Source organism: Niastella sp. sgz303648, from assembly GCF_059587045.1.
In genome coordinates, this window is the sequence record NZ_JCAPSW010000014.1 from 39,516 (window position 1) to 58,261 (window position 18,746).

At 45.6% G+C, this 18,746-nt stretch carries 9 protein-coding genes; 6 read left to right on the plus strand and 3 right to left on the minus strand.

Annotated features, from left to right (window positions below; translation table 11 throughout):
- Positions 1-20: 20 nt before the first annotated feature.
- Together AC59IL_RS30030 and AC59IL_RS30035 are read right to left on the minus strand one after the other, a co-directional pair.
- A complete protein-coding gene (locus AC59IL_RS30030) occupies positions 21-3,989 on the minus strand; it encodes a T9SS type A sorting domain-containing protein (RefSeq protein ID WP_496555937.1) in 3,969 nt (1,322 codons plus the stop codon).
- Between the two features lie 472 nt (positions 3,990-4,461).
- Positions 4,462-5,340, minus strand: a complete 879-nt coding sequence (locus tag AC59IL_RS30035) for an AraC family transcriptional regulator (RefSeq protein WP_496555938.1) — start codon at positions 5,338-5,340, stop codon at positions 4,462-4,464.
- Positions 5,341-5,672: 332 nt separating this feature from the next.
- Here AC59IL_RS30035 and AC59IL_RS30040 point away from each other — a divergent pair, with 332 nt between their 5' ends.
- From AC59IL_RS30040 to AC59IL_RS30055, 4 genes are all read left to right on the plus strand, one after another.
- On the plus strand, positions 5,673-6,593 hold the full coding sequence (locus tag AC59IL_RS30040) for a dihydrodipicolinate synthase family protein (RefSeq protein ID WP_496555939.1): 921 nt from the start codon (positions 5,673-5,675) through the stop codon (positions 6,591-6,593).
- A 197-nt stretch (positions 6,594-6,790) separates the two neighbouring features.
- Positions 6,791-8,467, plus strand: coding sequence for a DUF885 family protein (locus AC59IL_RS30045; protein WP_496555940.1), 1,677 nt, complete (start codon positions 6,791-6,793; stop codon positions 8,465-8,467).
- A 231-nt stretch (positions 8,468-8,698) separates the two neighbouring features.
- A complete protein-coding gene (locus AC59IL_RS30050; protein ID WP_496555941.1) occupies positions 8,699-11,056 on the plus strand; it encodes a beta-L-arabinofuranosidase domain-containing protein in 2,358 nt (785 codons plus the stop codon).
- Between the two features lie 480 nt (positions 11,057-11,536).
- Positions 11,537-12,142 carry an SET domain-containing protein gene (locus AC59IL_RS30055; protein WP_496555942.1) on the plus strand — a complete coding sequence of 202 codons (606 nt, stop codon included), beginning with the start codon at positions 11,537-11,539 and terminating at the stop codon, positions 12,140-12,142.
- Here the strand turns inward: AC59IL_RS30055 and AC59IL_RS30060 are convergent.
- Positions 12,131-12,913: an RMD1 family protein gene (locus AC59IL_RS30060; protein ID WP_496555943.1), complete on the minus strand. Its 783-nt coding sequence runs from the start codon at positions 12,911-12,913 to the stop codon at positions 12,131-12,133. The two genes, AC59IL_RS30055 and AC59IL_RS30060, sit on opposite strands and share 12 nt — an antisense overlap.
- Before the next feature lie 801 nt (positions 12,914-13,714).
- On the opposite strand from AC59IL_RS30060, the gene AC59IL_RS30065 reads away from it, so the two are divergent.
- Positions 13,715-16,828: a SusC/RagA family TonB-linked outer membrane protein gene (locus AC59IL_RS30065; RefSeq protein ID WP_496555944.1), complete on the plus strand. Its 3,114-nt coding sequence runs from the start codon at positions 13,715-13,717 to the stop codon at positions 16,826-16,828.
- A gap of 13 nt (positions 16,829-16,841) precedes the next feature.
- The gene (locus AC59IL_RS30070; RefSeq protein WP_496555945.1) at positions 16,842-18,719 is read left to right on the plus strand and encodes a RagB/SusD family nutrient uptake outer membrane protein; all 1,878 of its coding nucleotides are present in this window, start codon (positions 16,842-16,844) and stop codon (positions 18,717-18,719) included.
- Positions 18,720-18,746: the final 27 nt, after the last annotated feature.

Consider the following 18,746-nt stretch of genomic DNA (forward strand, 5'->3'; position numbering starts at 1 on the left):
TTTTTTAGGTGTTTAAGATATTATTTTACTACAATCAATCTTCCGCTGTATGCTTTTCCATTGGCGTTGATGATATAATAATAAGCACCTGCCTGTAATTGTGCGGCAGAAACCGCCAACCGGTAATGCTGGCCGGCTGCTGCATTTCCTTTGAACAACACTTTTTCGCAAATGCCTAAGCTGTTAAAGAGGCGAACCGTTGCCGCTGTATTTTCGGGTGTTGCAAATTCAATTACACTATTGCCCGTAACAGGGTTGGGGTATGCCGAATAAGTAAACTTAGTAACCACAGAAGTAGCTGTTGTGCTGTTGGATGTGGTTGCTTTCCGTGCAGGACAGTTGCTGTAATCTTCTGTTACTTCGGTGTACCCGGTGCCGATACAACCGTTCGACTGATCAGTTACAGTTACGATATAAGTACCCGCAGTACTTGTAATAATAGTAGGCGCTACATCAACAAAGTCCTCGGGGCCTATCCACAAATAAGAAGGATTGGCTGAGGTAGTACTTGCCGTTAAGGTAACCGTTAGGTTGGTGCAACTTAACGGACTTGTATTGGTAATAGTTATCACAGGAGCAGTCGTGTTTTCCACTACTGTGGCAGACTTACTCGATTTACAGCCGTTAACCTGGTTAGTGGCTGTTAATGTGTAGGTGCCCCCGTGTGTAACGGTAGCCGTTGTTGAAGTTGAGCTATATCCGTTGGGGCCCGTCCACAGGTAAGTAACGTTCGACGAAGAAGAACTGCCTGAAAGTGTAACACTGCTTGTTAAACAGGTTATGGTACCCGGATTGCTCATTGAAATTTCGCCGGGAGCAACGGTATTTTCGTCAATTGTTGTGGCGGCACTTGTATTACAACCGTTGGTGGGGTCGGTAGCCGTAAGCGTATACGTTCCACCTCTTGTTACAGTTGCGGTCAGCGAAGTAGCAGTAAAGCCGTTGGGTCCTATCCAGCTATAGGTAAGTCCTGAGGCCGATACCGTTCCGCTGATGGTTGCGTTGGGTGTGTTACAGGTAACCGTACCACTATGGCTTGCCGTTATGGCCGGTGGCGGTGTGATGTTTTGCGTTACCACTACCTGCTGCGATGCCAAACAGCCGTTGGCCGGGTTGGTAACTGTACAGATATAGGTGCCGGGATTGGTTACTGAAGTAACAGCCGTGGTAGCAATTACGCCTGTTCCGTTGCTCCAGCTATAGCTTACACCCGAAGTAGATGAACCGCCTGTGAGTGTAGCCGGTGTAGCAGTACAGGTAAGCTGTATAGGATTGGCCGATGCAGTTACATTCGGACGCGTAGTGTCGGCTGCTACAAAAGCTGTATCGGTGCCGCTACAACCGGTTGATGGGTTGAACACAGTTAATGTGTAAATACCTCCGGTGGTAACAGACGGGTTTTGCAGGGTAGAAGTATATCCGTTCGGTCCTGTCCAGCTATAGCTTAAACCGCTTGATGCAGATGAGCCGGTCAGCGATGCCGAAGGCGTGAGACAGGTAATAATGCCGCTGGCAGACGCTGTAGCCGTTTCGGATAATTTATCGGCGCCGGTGAGTTTTATATTATCAAAGAAATACCGCTCAGTAGGATCTGAGTTATTGGTTTTGATGATCACCTGCAGGGTGCTGCCGGTAAGGGCGCCGGAAGTAACCGTAATAGAACCGGTGGTATTGGTAGTAGTTCCTATACCGGCCAGGTCTTCATACAACAGGGTTTCGGCGCCGCCGTTTAATTTATAATACACCCGAACATAATCGGTTGTTTCAAAAGCATCGCTGGTAGAAGCAAGTTCACTGCGCAGGTCAACCGAAAATGTTACACTCGATTTTCCTGAGATGTCAACCGCCTGCGAAGTCCATACGCCTTCGGCCTGGCCGCTAAAAGATGTTTTGAATTCATTGTTTTGAACAGAATAGGTGCCGGTGCCGCTGGTAGTGGCCGTCCATGCCGTAGCGCCGGCATCGGATGTGGTTCCGTTGCTGAGGCCTGCAAAATCTTCTACCCAAAAAGCCGTTGCTGCGGCAGTGCCGGTAGTAACGGTTACCGATTGTGAAGCGGTACAACCATTAGCCGGGTTGGTTACTGTAGCAACATAGGTGCCTGCTGTGCTTACCGACGGATTTTTTGAAGTGCTGGTGAAGCTGTTGGGGCCCGTCCAGCTATAGGTGGCGCCGCTTACCGTTGAGCTTGCGTTCAATGTAATGGTCGATAAGCAGGCGAGCGCTCCGCCGGTAGCTGTAATATCCGGTGCTGTTTTATTTTCAGGCACCGTTATGGTACCCGATACCATGCAGCCCGAAGATAAAGTGGCGGTTACAACGTATTGTCCGCCGGCGCTTACCACCGGGTTTTGTACCGAAGAAGTGTAGCTGTTGGGGCCTGTCCATGCCCATGCCGTAACACTGCTGCTCGCTGTTGCCGATAACTGAGCGGTAGCTGTACAGGTTACTGTACCGTTAACTGTTGGGGTAATGGTGGCTGTGCCCGCATTGGAGCCTGATACTTTGATATTATCGAAGTAGTAACGTTCTGTGGGATCAGAGTTACTTGTTTTAATAATGATCTGCAGCGTGCTGCCGTTCAGGGAGGCAGAATTTACCGTAGCGGTGGCTGTGGTATTGGTGGTTGATCCTAAACCTGCCAGGTCTTCATACACCAGAGTTTCGGCGCCGCCGTTTAATTTATAATACACCCGAATATAATCGGTGGTTTCGAAAACGTCGCCGGATGAGGCAGTTTCACTGCGCAGGTCAACCGAAAACGTAACATTTGCCTTCGATGAAATGTCAATCGATTGCGAAGTCCAGATGCCGACGCCCTGGCTGCCGCTGAATGATACTTTGAACTCATTGCTTTGAACCGAGTAAGTGCCTGAGCCGGTAACGGAAGTTGACCAGGCTGTTGCGCCTGCATCGGAGGTAGTGCCATTGCTTAAGCCGCTAAAGTCTTCGAGCCAGAAAGTTGATACCGCACTGGCCGAAACCGAAACAGATTGCTGGGTTGTGCAACCATTGGCCGGATTGGTAACGGTAACAACGTAGGTGCCGGCCGTACAAACTGTTGGGTTTTGTGAAGTAGAACTAAAACTATTGGGGCCCGACCAGCTATAGGTGGCATTGCTGATATCGGAGGTGGCGCTGATGGTAACACACGAACCGCAGGCCAATGCCCCGCCGGTAGCAGTAACTACAGGAGGTGTTTTGTTTTCGGTAACGGTAACGCTGGCAGAACCTGTGCCGGTACTGTTGGTAGCAACTACCGTATAGGTGCCTGCTGTAGAAATGGTGGGGTTTTGCGCAGTGGATGTATATCCGTTTGGTCCGCTCCAGCTCCAGGTGGTGGTGCCCGAACCTGTGGCTGTTGCCGACAATGCAAGCGACGGATTGCTACAGGTAAGCACACCCGAATTGGCTGCTGCTGCGGTTACTGAAATGGCCGAAACGGCGCAGGGACCTTTTTCTTTAAACACGCGGTATTCTTCGATATAATACTTCGAAGTTTGCGATCCGCCGTTGTTGTAATTGTAAATTTTCACGATCAGCTGTACGTTGCTGCCGGTGAGGGTGCCCGATGTGAAATCGATGGTGCCGAAGTTACCGGTACGTGAATCGAGCAGCGTTTCGGCGCCGCCATCTATTTTATAATAGATCTTCACATACTCCGAACTGTTCATATCGCCTTCGGCAGTGACTTTTACGGCTACCTGAAAGTCGGAATAGCCGGCGGTTGAAAATACACGCGAATACCAGATGCCTTCGCCACCCAGTTCCTGGGCATGCAGCCGGTTTGATTTCACCGCAAAGTAACCGGTACTGGCAACATGTGTTGCATCGAGGTACCAGCCTGTTGCCGAGTTATCAACTGTAGTACCGTCGGCGGCACTGAACTTGCCTGAAATGATGGGGCATTCCGGCGTAGCCGATAAATAATTGCTTAATAAAAAAAAGAACAAAAAAAGTGTAAACGGTTTGGGTAATCGTTTTTCCATATGAATTGTATTTAAATCCCGGAATTAAGGGTTTGGCCGCAGATTACACACATGCAGGCATGGGGGTAACCGGCGACCTATAGGCGCAAAACATTCCGGAGGTGCGTTGGCACACCCCTGAACTGGTTAGCTGATAAGGCTATGCAATTGGATTAATTGTTTTTAGAGAAAATCTGGTGTTTGAGCTACTTTTTGAAGCGCAGGTTATTGAAGGTGTGCCAAATTAAAAGCAAAGTTTTGGGGCAAACACATATTATTTAGATGCATTCTTTGGGGAGTGTCAATCAGGAGATGATACAGTAGTAATAATAGTAAGATGAAGCAGGACGATGCAATTTCTGATTTAGGGATTTAGAGATTTAGAGATTTTGAGATTTGGAAAACAAGCCTGCTATAAATGAAATCCCAAAATTTCCAAATCACAAAATCAGCAATCGAAAAACGGGTTCTTCCTACTTCTTACATCGGGGCTTTAGTTTACTTTTTGCATGTATTCATTAAGGAACTTCTTCGGTGGCTGGCCTGTTATTTTTTTGAATACGCGGTTAAATGTAACGGCATTGGTAAAACCTGTTTGATAGGCCACAGAAGCCAGACTGTCGAAGCTTTCTGATACTATTTTTTTGCAGGCTTCATTGATGCGCACTTCATTTAAAAAAGCAACATATGTTTTTAAGGTATGCTTTTTAAAATACCGGCAAAAAGCCTGTGGGGTAAGATGGGCCACATCGGCAATTTGCTTAAGGGAAATGTTTTCGGTATAATGCGTCATTGTATACTGATAAATATCATTCATGCGCAAACCTTCCGATTCGGTAATGGCGTACTCGGTATGGGTTGAAGAAAGTGTTTTATATTTTTTAATTCCGCATAGCGTTTGCAGCAACTGAATAAAGCAGGCCAGGCGAATGCCGTTCCTGGCTTCTTTTACCATAAGTATCTTTTCAATTACAGCACCCTGGTAAGAAGATGGTACCTGTATGCCCGTACGGGTAGCCTCCATGAATTTTTTTACGTTGTTCATTTCAGGCAAATCGAGGATCCTGCCAAAGGGACCGCGCAAATCAACAAATACCGTTAGCGCATGCACTTCACGGGTGCTGTTTTTGTCGAAATAAACCGGATCGCTTTTTAATATATGTGGCTGGTTGGCGCCGAAAATATAAATATCGCCCGATTGAAAACGCTTCATACAGGTGCCTGCAATGAGGGTGCCTTCGCCTTTAATAATCCAGGTGATCTGGGTTTCATTATGCCGGTGCAGGTGGTTATAAAAATGAGGCATTTTGTCTTCCTGCACCATTATAGAATGCTCCTGCGAAACCGGTATTGTAAACTGAACAACTTTCATGTTTGATGATTTGTTTGGGAAGCAAAGCAATACGGTACAAAATGGATTAATTATATGGCAGGGGCGGATAAGGGGAACAACCACCGGTGAGCAGATGTTCCCCTGTTGTCCTTTCTGGTCTTATTTACCAATATTACCAAAATATTATCAATTTAAGGTCATGCAGGTTAAAATTGGTAAATAAATGATCAATCCTTCACTATATTAAATATTGAATCGAATGTTGAATATAAAAGTGTTATTTCCTACTTGTTAAAATTGGTAACAAACTGATTAAAACAGGCTATACCTAACTACCGGCTTCATAATATCTTTATTAAAAATTAATACAGATGAGTATAAAATGGAAAGGGATTATCCCGGCATTCACCACTAAGTTTACCGCCAATGACACGCTTGATCTTAAACTGTTCGAAAAAGGATTGCAGGCACAATTCGATGCCGGTGTAGATGGAATTATTTTAGGCGGCAGTTTAGGTGAAGCCAGCACCCTTACCACCGGGGAAAAGGAAACGCTTGTAAAACTTACTATTGAAAAAGCCGGTAACATTCCTGTTATTTTAAATATTGCCGAAGGCTCTACCAAAGAAGCTGTGAATCTGGCTGCATTGGGAAAAAGCTGGGGGGTAGCCGGCCTTATGTTGCTGCCTCCTATGCGATACAAAACCGATCACCGCGAAACGTTTGAATATTTTAAGGCAGTGGCAAAATCAACCGATTTGTCTATTATGATCTACAATAATCCCGTTGATTATAAAACAGAAGTTACCCTTGAATTATTCGAAGAGTTGCAGCAATTCGAAAACATTCAGGCGGTAAAGGAATCAACCCGCGATGTATCGAACGTTACCCGCATGATCAGCCGGTTCGGCGACCGCTATAAAATTTTATGTGGTGTAGATACCCTGGCGATGGAAGAGCTGCTGATGGGCGCCGATGGCTGGGTAGGCGGACTGGTATGTGCCTTTCCCCGCGAAACCGTAGCTATTTATCGCCTGATAAAAGCAGGGTATATTGAAGAAGCGCTGACTATTTACCGTTGGTTTTTGCCGTTGCTTGAACTGGATATTCACACCAAACTGGTTCAGTATATTAAACTGGCCGAAGCGCAGGTAGGCCTGGGATCGGAATATGTGCGCGCGCCGCGGTTAACCCTTGTAGGAGAAGAACGCGAACGCATTCTGAAAATAATCAATGATGGCATTGCTGCGCGTCCGGTGCTGCCTGATGTGTTGGAAGAAGCAGTAAAGTAGAAGGCACAAGGTACAAGTTGCAGGTTACAAGGTACAGGGAGTAACTGCTCCGAAAAGCCCTGGAACCTGAAACCTGCAACCGATCCACCGATTCACGTTTGCCGTTTCACGATTAACCATTGACCGTTCACCATTCACCATTCACGCTTATGTGTGTTCAAAAAACTGCTGCGGGGTTTGCAGTAACCATTCTTTGCATGACAACTACATTTTCGTCTACTGCTCAATCGGTGCTGTACCAGCAAACGAGTGAAGTAAATAACCTGATGGTGCAATATGAGGCCGATCGCGGCAGTTTGAACCGGTTTTATTTTGTAGAAAATTCTCCTGAGCGATGCACCCGGTTTGTTACATTAACCAGCGATTACCTGAAACAGTTGCAGCAACTGAATTATGAATCGCTGCCGGTGGGCAGCCGGGCAGATTATATTCTGTTCAACCGCAACCTCAACGAACGGTTGAGGTTGCTCGAAACAGAGCAAAAAGAATTTAATCAGCTCAGCTCCTGGTTTTCTTTTGCTGCCGTTATTTACGATATGGAAAAGTTTCGCCGTCGCGGTACCCAGCCCGATGCGCAGCAATGGGCGGCGAATATGAAAGCAATAACAGCCACAATTGATAAACTGGTGCATGTGCTTGAAAAAGATACTACCATTTCAATACAGCTGATTCGCCGCGCCGAAGGGGTTACCAAAGGATTAATGACTGCCGCAAAAAATGTGTATGAGTTTTATATGGGCTATGATCCTGCCTATACGTGGTGGATACCCGATACTTATAAAAAGCTCGATAGCAGTTTAGCGGCTTATCTGAAACTTTGGCAACAAAAAGAAAAAGCAGCGCCGGGCGGTAAAGATGATGGCAGCGGCATTGTTGGCTATCCCATCGGTAAAGATGAAATTATCCGGCAGTTGGAGATGGAGTTCATTCCCTATACACCCGAAGAACTGGTTGATATTGCCAATAAGGAATTTGCCTGGTGCGATGCCGAAATGCTGAAGGCATCGCAGGAAATGGGCTTTGGTAAAGACTGGAAGAAGGCGCTTGAAAAAGTAAAGAATACTTATGTGGCGCCGGGTAAACAACCCGAGGCCATCATGAAACTGTACAATGAATCGGTTGATTTTCTGAAAAAGAACAACCTGCTTACCATTCCGCCTATTGCCGAAGAAAGCTGGCGCATGATTATGATGACGCCCGAACGCCAGCTCGTAAATCCGTTTTTTACCGGTGGCGAGGAATTGAGCATTTCTTATCCCACCAATACCATGGAAGAAGATGATAAGATGATGAGCATGCGTGGCAACAATCCGCATTTTTCACGGGCTACTGTACATCATGAATTAATAGCCGGCCATCATTTACAGTTCTTTATGAATAGCCGGTATAAATCCTATCGCAATTTTGATACGCCTTTCTGGATCGAAGGCTGGGCGCTGTACTGGGAATTATTATTGTGGGATATGAAATTCCCGCAAAGCCCCGAAGACCGTATTGGTATGTTGTTCTGGCGGATGCACCGTTGCGCCCGGATTATTTTTTCATTGAACTATCATTTGGGCAAATGGACGCCGCAGCAATGCATCGATTTTCTGGTCGACAGGGTAGGGCACGAACGCGCCAATGCCGAAGGCGAGGTGCGCCGCTCCTTTACCGGAGGCTACGGTCCCTTATACCAGCTGGCCTATATGATCGGCGGATTACAGTTTATGTCTATGAAGCACGAACTGGTCGACAGCGGTAAAATGACGTACCGCCAATTTCACGATTCGATACTCCACGAAAACAATATGCCTGTTGCTTTGGTAAGGGCTATTTTGACCAATCAGAATTTGCCGAAGAATTATAAAGCTGAATGGAGGTTTTATAAGTAGCAGGCAATAGGCAGTAGGCCCTGTTTCTGGTTTGTGGTTTGAGGCTTGTAGTTGCTACCGCGCTTTGGAAAATCATTATTACCTCCCCACACCATAGAATGATAACAGGATCAAAGTCGCACAGTATGATTCACCGAAAGAACCACAAACCCCGTCCGACCGGGTCATCCGGGCGGGCACAAACTTCAAACCACAAACTGCTTCGCGCCTTTGCGCGAGTTAATTATTGTTATGAAAAAAAATCTTATCTCTACTTCTCTGCTAACGCTGCTCTTATCGGGTGCATTCGCTCAATCCTACGTTCCCGAAAAGCAGCAGCCTAAAATGAAAGTAAAACCCGTGGTGCCGGTAAAAGCCTGGAGCTTTAACCTGCAGGATGTGCAGTTGCTCGATGGTCCGTTTAAAACCGCCATGGAAGCCGATGTGCGCTATCTGCTGGTTATAGAACCCGATCGCCTGCTGGCCGATTTCAGGGAACATGCCGGCCTGCCGGCAAAGGGCAAACGCTATGGAGGCTGGGAATCGGAAGGACTGGCAGGGCATACCCTTGGACATTATTTGTCGGCCTGCGCCATGCACTATGCATCAACCCACGACAAACAGTTTTTAGATAAAGTGAATTATATCGTTGATGAACTGGCCGTTTGCGCTCCCAAGCGAAATGGCTACCTCGGCGCCATTCCCAAAGAAGACAGTGTTTGGGCCGAAGTAGAAAAAGGAAACATCCGTTCCAGAGGTTTTGATCTCAACGGCGCATGGTCGCCCTGGTATACCGTGCATAAAATTATGGCAGGCCTGCTTGACGCTTATTTGTATTGCGATAATAAAAAAGCGCTGACCATTGAAGCCGGTATGGCCGACTGGACAGCCCATACCATTCGCAATTTGCCCGACAGCTCGCTGCAGCGCATGTTGTATTGTGAATACGGCGGCATGAACGATGTGCTGGTAAATACCTACGCTTTAACGGGCGAAAAAAAATACCTCGATCTGTCGTACAAATTCCACGACAAACGAATACTTGATTCACTTGCTCTGCAAAAAGATATTTTACCCGGCAAACATTCCAACACACAAATACCCAAAGTAATTGGTTGCATCAGAAGGTATGAACTAACCGGTGATGCCAAAGACAAAGCCATTGCAGGTTTCTTTTGGCAAACGGTGGTAAACGATCATTCCTATGCTCCGGGTGGCAATAGTAACTACGAGTACCTGGGACCTGCGGGGCAGCTGAACGAAATGCTTACCGATAATACCATGGAAACCTGCAATACCTACAATATGCTGAAACTAACGCGGCATTTGTTTGCATTGCAGCCCTCAGGCACGTTGATGGACTATTATGAAAAGGCATTGTACAATCATATTCTGTCGTCGCAAAACCACAGCACCGGCATGATGTGTTATTTTGTTCCGTTGCGTATGGGCACTAAAAAAGAGTTCAGCGATTCGTTCAATACATTTACCTGTTGCGTGGGATCGGGTATGGAAAACCATGTTAAATACGGCGAAAGCATCTATTTCCAGGGTACCGACGGCAGTTTATATGTGAACCTGTTTATCCCCTCGCAATTGAACTGGAAAGAAAAAGGAGTTGTGCTGGAGCAGCAGACAAAACTGCCTGCCGATAATAACATAACATTTACGATTCGCGCTGCCAAACCGGTATCTTTTCCGTTGCGCATCAGAAATCCGCATTGGTCAAAACAGCAGGTATCGGTAACAGTGAACGGGCAGCTGGTAACAAATGTAAAAATTGAAAACGGATATTTTACCATTGCCCGCACCTGGAAAACCGGCGATAAAATCGAATTCAGGCCCGATCTTCAGTTGTACACGAATGCCATGCCCGATAACGCCGGCCGTGTAGCTGTATTTTATGGCCCCGTAGTGCTGGCTGGCGTATTGGGCGAAAAAGAACCTGATCCGGTTACCGGCATTCCCGTTTTTGTAACAACCGATAACAATCCGGCATCTTGGTTAAAAGAAGAAAACCGTCAGTCGCTTATTTTCAGATCGGTGAATGCAGGCCGTCCGCAGGATATTACGCTGATGCCCTTTAACCAGGTACAGAATGAATATTACAGCGTGTACTGGGATGAATTCACTCCGCAAAGCTGGGCCGAACAACAAAAGGTGTATGAAGCTGAAAAAAGAAGAAGGCGCGATATAGAAGAAGCGACTGTTGATCTGTTGCGACTGGGCGAAATGCAGCCCGAAAGGGACCATGCTTTCAGCGGTGATAAAACAATTACCGGCGAAGAACATAACAGAAAGTGGCGTATCGCCGAACCCGGCGGCTACATTACCTTCACCATGAAGGTCGATTCGGCCAAAACAAACAGCTTGTTATGTACATACTGGGGAATGGATAACCGGGGAAGAGCTTTTGACATACTGGTCAATGATGTAAAAATTGCTACAGAAGATATTAATAAATACAAGGCCAGTAAGTTCTATGATATTGTATATCCTGTTCCGGCCGAATTAACCAAAGGAAAGGATAAGGTGACCATCCGGTTTCAGCCAAAGGCTCATAATATGGTTGGGCCTGTGTATGGCGAAGTGCGCATGATGCGGAATTGATGCTAATTCTTAAGTTGATCAGTTAATAAGTTGATCAGTTGATAAGGCTCACCCCTGTTTCCGTGAACCTGTGAACTTTTCAACTTGTTAACTTTTTTTTGCCCTTTCCTGCCAATTTGTACTGCCCGGTAACTTATTTGACAGCCAGCCTGTACTGTCCTGCCTTTGGGTATGATTTTTTGAGCATCATTTCTATGAGTTACATATGTGTTGATGTGGAAGAAAACAGCGGCCGGCATAAAGCCATAGGATTATATGTCAGGGGATGCGGCAGGCATGCAAAAAATTTAACTTTAGTTCTTATCTTCGACGCCGGTTTTTAACCGATTTCGGTTATTGTGATACGGAATATTATTGTACTCAAACAATCAACATCTATATAGTACGTTTATTGGCCTGTTGGATTTGATTTATAGCAAAAGCATCTTTTAAAACTACTTATTTATTTATTGAATGGCATTACTGGAGAAACAGTTGTTCGTGAAGAAATCCACTTTACCCGCTGCAGGAAAAGGATTATTTACCAGGAAATTTATTCCAAAGGGGACCCGCATTGTTGAGTACAAGGGCAGAACAAGAACATGGAAAGAAGTGCAGGCCGATAAAGATGAAAGCCCTTATATCTACTATGTAAAACGCAATTTTGTTATCGATGCACTGAACGACAAAGGCGCGCTGGCCCGTTACGCAAACGATGCCGGAGGCTTACAACGCGTTAAAGAAATAAAGAACAATGCGGAGTATGTTGAAGATGGCGTGCGCGTGTTTATCGAGGCAACAAAGGATATTCCGGCTAATTCTGAAATTTTTGTAAGCTATGGCAAAGAGTACTGGCAGGTAATACGCCATAACATTCGTGTTGATGAAAAAGAAAGAAAGCTGAACGGAAATGCCCATAAGGTGAACGGAAAGGCTACCAAAGTGAACGGAAATGCTACCAAAGTAAATGGCAATGCCACCAAACTGAATGGAAAAGCCAAAAAGGTAAATGGTAAAGCCGTTAAAGTGAACGGTAAAAAAGTAAATTCAAAAGCTACGAAGCGCAGTGTAAAGGTTAAAAAATCAAAAGCGGCTTTAGCGGAATAGTTTTTCGATAAACAGGTTAATAACCTCTACCAGAATAAGAATGATAATGATCCACTCAAGCACAATACTGTTACGGTATTGAAGCAGATCTTTAAATAAGTCGAGGTTTTCTTTAACTATTTCCAGTCCTTCGCGAATAGTCCTGAACCGTGCCTGCAGGTCGAATGTTTTTTTCAACCCTATGTCGAGCCGGTTCAGGTCTTCATCTTCCCAGGTTTCTTCGGGTGAATCAAAAATATACAGATTGGCTTCGATGCGGTTTTTAATATTCAGCGTGCGGCCGATATACTTCTTCAAATTGGTGCCCGAAACATCGAGGCGCCCTTTTTTTTCGAGTTGCTGAGTATGGTGCGTTGTTTCTTCGAGCAGCATGTTGGTTTGCTGACTGAAATGGTCGAGCGCTACAGATTGCGATACATGCAGCATGATCAGGCGCAGGTTTTCGGTACCGGCATTTTCAATTTCTATCTTATTATAGCCAAACTTATTACGGGGGGCATTTACTTCAATGTCAAATTCGTCGCTGATGTGCTGGTCGTAGGGATTTTTGCAGTAGGGTAAAATGGCCTGAATAAAACCCATGATCTCTACTTCGTTGTATTCCAGAAAACAAATAATACCATATTTAAAAATATAAACAAACTTCTGGGGGGCTTTTACCCGGTAAAACAACTCATCCGAGTCCTCATGCAGCAATTCTGCCTTAAAAACGTTTTTAAATTGTTTGATATCAATTGTATCTGCAATTTGTATTGACAATACTTTTAGCATATGAGGCCTTTTTAGTCATCTGTTGGTATTCCTTTCTATAGCTAAAGTTACTGCTTTAATATTCTCCGGGCCTCGCCCGGAGCTACTCATATTTTAGCCCTTCGGGCAATGCTATTAATTTAAGGTCGCGCAAGGGCGCGAAACAGTTTATGGTTTGTGGTTCTTTAATTCAGTTTATAGTTTGAGGTTTGAGGTTTGTGGTTCTTTCAGTGAATCTTACTGAGTAATTTTGGTCCTCTTATATTTTTAAGGTGTTTGATTTCTGTAATGAAATCCCAAATCGCGGCAGCAACAATAAACCAAAAACCCCGTCCGACCGGGTCATCCGGGCGGGCACAAACCCGAAACACAATTTAGCGCGGTAGCAACCACAAACTTCAAACCCCGTCCGACCGGGTCATCTTGGCGGGCACAAACCCGAAACAAAGTTTAGTGGTTTTTGGGTAGTGTGTAAGTCTTGCAGCTATAGGGTACTAACAGTATATTTTAACCCATAACATATACTAACAGGTTATTTTGCAATAACACTATGAAAAATGAATGAACAGCATTGCCGTGTTTCATAACGGTGAAACAACTGCCGGTACGCTGTTGGATAAAACCCTGTATGTGATTGACTTCTATTGAAAATTACAATGAAATGCACAGCAGCATTACAGTTGTTTTTTATGCTTATTGTGTTGCCGATTTCGCGATCTACTTAAACGTTTCAGTAAATAAATAAGCCGATTTATGAAAACGATTCCAGCTTTTTTTACCAAGTTTACGGTCGTTAAATACTAACTTCTAAACTGATTGCTTATGCCAATACCTCGCTTGGGGCGTGCCGGGATTCCTTTGCGCCCATTCAGTACCCTTCTCCTCCTGTTTTTATTTCCTTTATTTTCACAGGCTCAGTTGAAAACGATTTCAGGCCTGGTTTCCGATGAAACCAACTCGCCTGTACCAGATGTTACTGTGACTGTTAAAGGCGGTAAAAACGCAACAAAAACAAATGCAAAAGGCATTTTCTCAATTATTGCTGAAGTAGGCGAAACCCTGGTTTTTACTTCTACTTCATTAGAAACAGCCGAGTTGGTTGTTGACAGTCGCAACGAATACTACATTTCCATGAAGCTTAAAGCCAGCAACCTCACCGATGTGGTGGTGGTTGGTTATGGTAAGCAAAAGAAAGTAAACCTCGTAGGCGCTGTTGGTACGGTGAATGTTGATGAAAAGATCACCGGCCGTGCATTGCCAAACGTTTCTTCGGCTTTATCGGGCATGGTGCCCGGTTTGGCGGCTACCCAAAATACCGGTATGGCCGGTAAAAACGGAGCCGTTTTATTGATTCGCGGTTTGGGAACTGTTAACAACAGCAGTCCGCTGGTAGTTGTTGACGGTATGCCCGATGTAGACATCAACCGCATTAACGTGAACGACATCGAAACGATCTCTGTATTAAAAGATGCCACTTCGGCTTCGGTGTACGGATCAAGAGCCGCCAACGGCGTTATTCTTATTACTACCAAAACCGGTAAAGGAGCGAAAAGAACATCGCTCAATTTTACCTCCAATATGGCGTTGCAAAAACCGGTAAAGGCCTATTCGTTTATGGCTGATTATCCGCGTGCCTTAACGCTTGAACAACGCCTCGCTGCTGTTAATACCGCTCTTGTTGACCAACGTTTTAAAAATGGTACTATCGACCAGTGGATGGCCCTGGGCATGATCGATCCGCTTGACTATCCGAATACCGACTGGTGGAGTGTTATCACCCGCGATGGCGCTTTCCGGAACTATAACCTCAGTACATCCGGTGGCAATGATAAATCGAACTTTTTTGCATCGGTAGGCATGCGTGATGAAAAAGGATTACAGCTCAACAATGACTATTCGCAATACAACGCCCGTTTCAATTTCGACTATAAGGTGCGCAACAATATGAACACCGGTATAAAATTTAATGGCAACTGGTCGAAATTCAGCTATGCCCTCGACGAAGGGTTTACCGATTCAACCAATCTCGATCTGCAATATGCCATTGCCGGTATTACCCCGTATGATCCTGCTACAGATCATTATGGCGGCGTAATGGCCTATGGCGAAGATCCCCAGGCGTACAACCCGTACACTGTTTATAAGAACAGTCTTAGTAAGCAAACCCGCCAGGAAGCCAATGCAACGATGTATTTTGACTGGAGCCCGGTAAGAGGCTTAACCGGTACGGTTGATTATTCGCTTACGTATTACAACCAGTTTAATGTAAATGCCAATATACCCAACCAGGCATGGAATTTTCAAACCAATTCGTACGGCAGCCGTGTTACGGTGGGAACCAATGCGGGTATAGCCAATGCTACCTACACCGGTTATAAAACCATGATGAATGGCCGGTTAAATTATAACACAACGCTGTTTGCAAATCACACCATCAATGCCTTGTTTGTGTACAGCGAAGAATACTGGTACGATCGTTTTCAGAGCAGTTCGCGCAACGACCGGTATGCTCCCTATCTTACTGAAATCGATGCTGCGTTACAGGATGTACAGGCTTCTGCCGGTAATTCCACTACCGAAGGGCTTCGCTCGTACATCGGCCGTATAAACTATACTGCTTATAACAAGTACCTGCTCGAAGGAAACTTCCGTGTTGACGGTTCTTCTAAATTTTTGGCTGGCCACCAGTATGGTTTCTTCCCTTCAGTGGCTGTAGGATGGCGCTTTACCAATGAACCTTTTATTAACCAGTATACCGGCAGTTTTTTAAGCAATGGTAAACTGCGTGTATCGTATGGTGGTTTAGGTAATAACAGTGGTGTAGGCCGGTACGAGCAGCAACCTACGCTGGGAAGCACGCCCTATATGATTAACGGTAGTACAATCAGAGGATTTGCCAACGCCAAATTGCAGAACCCCGATTTAACATGGGAAAAAACCACCGTGTTCAATACAGGTCTTGAACTGGCTTTCCTTAATAACAGGTTAACTGCCGAGCTGGATTATTATGACAGGCTTACCACCGGCATGAACCGTCCTTCTGATGTATCGGTTCTTTTAACGGGCGCCTATGCACCTCCACGCAAAAATATCGGTAACCTGAGAAACCGTGGTGTTGAAGGTAACTTTACCTGGAAAGACAATATACTTGGTGTGGCTTACGGTTTAAGTTTAAACGCTTCGTATAACAAAACAAAACTCGAAAAATGGAACGAATATATCGGCAGGGGCGTACAAAATTCAGGCGCCAATATATTTGTTGATATGCCTTACAACTTTGTATATGCCTACCAGGCTATTGGTATTGCACAAACCTGGGCCGATGTGTATAAGGCCACACCTCAGGGAGCACAACCGGGCGACATTCTTCGCAAAGACCTGAATGGTGATGGCCGTATCGATGCCAATGATATGAAAGCCTATACCAACATCACCCGCGACCGGCCTTCTACCTATCTCGCATTGAGCGGTTATGCCATGTGGAAAGGATTTGATGTAGCCTTTATGGTACAGGGGGCCATGGGTCGTAAAGATTTCTGGTTAAACAACTACAACAATGCAAACTTCAGCGCGGCGCGCTATGCATCTACCTGGGACCACTGGTATAATCCATGGTCATGGGATAACAGGGGTGGGGCCTGGCCTCGTTTGGGTGGCAATAATAACCAAACAACAGGAGCTACCGGAGCAGGTATGTCGACCTTCTGGCTCGACGACATGAGCTATGTACGGTTGAAAAACGTTCAGGTTGGTTATAACCTTCCTAAAAAGCTCCTCAGCAAAGCCGGTGTAAATAATTTACGTATTGCCGGATCGGCCGAAAACATTGGAACCCTTACTAAGTTCCGCGGGCTCGATCCTGAAAAGGCAGGAAGTAACAACAACGCTTACCCGCTTGTTAAATCTTACAATCTGTCAATTCAATTAGGCCTTTAAAACTGCTGCCGTTATGAAAATATTAAAAATACATTCAACACTACTTGCTATAACAGTTCTGGCCGGAAGCATATTTTTTCAATCTTCGTGTAGAAAAGATCTGCTCAATCAGGATCCAACCACAGATGTTGCTATTAATCAATACTGGAAAACTGAAAACGATGCCACTTTTGCCCTGATGGGATTGTATGCTTCTATCAGGCCCTGCTTCGATCGCGATTACTATTTTGATGGTCAGGGAGAGTATACAAGAACCCGCAACGCCAGCAATAGCACTACCAGCGGTAACCTTCGTTTGGGCGATGCCTATAACAGTGCCAACTATAACCCTTCGGGCTATGGCGGCAGCTTCGATAAAATGTTCCGTTACTTATATGGTGCCGTTAACCGCGCCAATTATGTTATAGACAATACCTCCAGCCTGGTAACAAAGTTTTCTGATACTACCACACAGAAAAACCTGAAGACCATTATAGGTGAAGCGCGTATGTTGCGTGCCCTTGCTTATTTTAAGCTGATTTCGATGTGGGGCGATGTGCCGTTTCTCAGTACCACGGTACCCAGCGATGCAGATGATGCCAATGCTTTAGCAACAGGTCTTTCGCGTATGCCCATCGGACAGGTAAAGGATTCTATACTGAGCGATTTAACCATTGCATACAATTCGCTTCCTGCCAAAGGGGCTGTTTTAGGACGCGCTTCACAGGCCGCAGCGCTGGCTTTGCGCGGTAAAGTACTGTTGTACTGGGGCTCCTGGAAAAAGAATGGCTGGCCCGAGCTCGAAGGTTTTACCCAGGATGCCGCTTCTGCACAGGCAGCTTTTACTTCGGCAGCAGCGGATTTTAAAAAAGTGATCACCGATTATGGTTTAACCCTTTTCAGAGGAGGCGATCCCGGCCCAATCGATGGATTGGGGGAAGCCGATACACTACCTAACTATTATCACCTGTTTACGCCGAAAGCCAATGGCGATCCTGAAATGTTGCTTGTGTTTACACACGGCGGCACCGGATCCAGTCAGGGCGAAGAGCTGATGCGTGATTTTGCCGGCCGTTCACAAGAGGCATCGCAATGCTGGGTGTCGCCGCGTTATGAAATAGCCGACAGGTACCAGTTAATTACTACCGGCGACTTTGCTACAAAAATGGTTGGATTAAATCCCACAACCGTTGCCGATGCAAGAACAAGGGTTAACTCAGCGGTTAATCCCAACACCTATGCCAATCGCGATTATCGCATGAAAGCTACCATTTTGTGGGATTATGAACTGATGATGAGCATGAGCTCGCTTCAGCCAACCGGCATGGTTCCCCTGGTTTATAAAACATGGGGCACGAAGGTGACTGTAAATGGTATAGACTATGCTGCCTCCTATAATACCGATGGTACCAATACAGGTTATGTGTTTCGCAAATTCGTACGCAACTATGCCGGTCAGGGCCGTAGCGATGGCGACTTTGCATGGCCGGTGATTCGCCTGGCCGATGTATACCTGATGTATGCCGAAGCTTCCAATGAAGTAAGCGGACCATTGCCCGATGCTATTGACCTTGTTAATAAAGTAAGACACAGGGGTAACCTGCCTGTACTCGCTGCTTCAAAAACAGCAGACTATGCAAGTTTCTTTAGCGCTATTGAACAGGAAAGGATTATTGAACTGATAGGCGAAGGCCAACGTTCGTTTGATATCAGGCGTTGGAGAGCTATAGAAAGAATCTGGGGAGTTCCCGGTTCTGCGGGTATAATGACAAAAGATACATGGGGTGCAGATGTAACCCGGTATTATCAGAATACTTCGGCTCGTGAGTATCAGCAAAACTATATTTTCAAAATTCCGCAGGCCGAACGCGACCGCAACCCGAATCTTACACAGAATATTCCCTGGAGATAAGCTGAACGCTAAACGCTAAACGCTAAA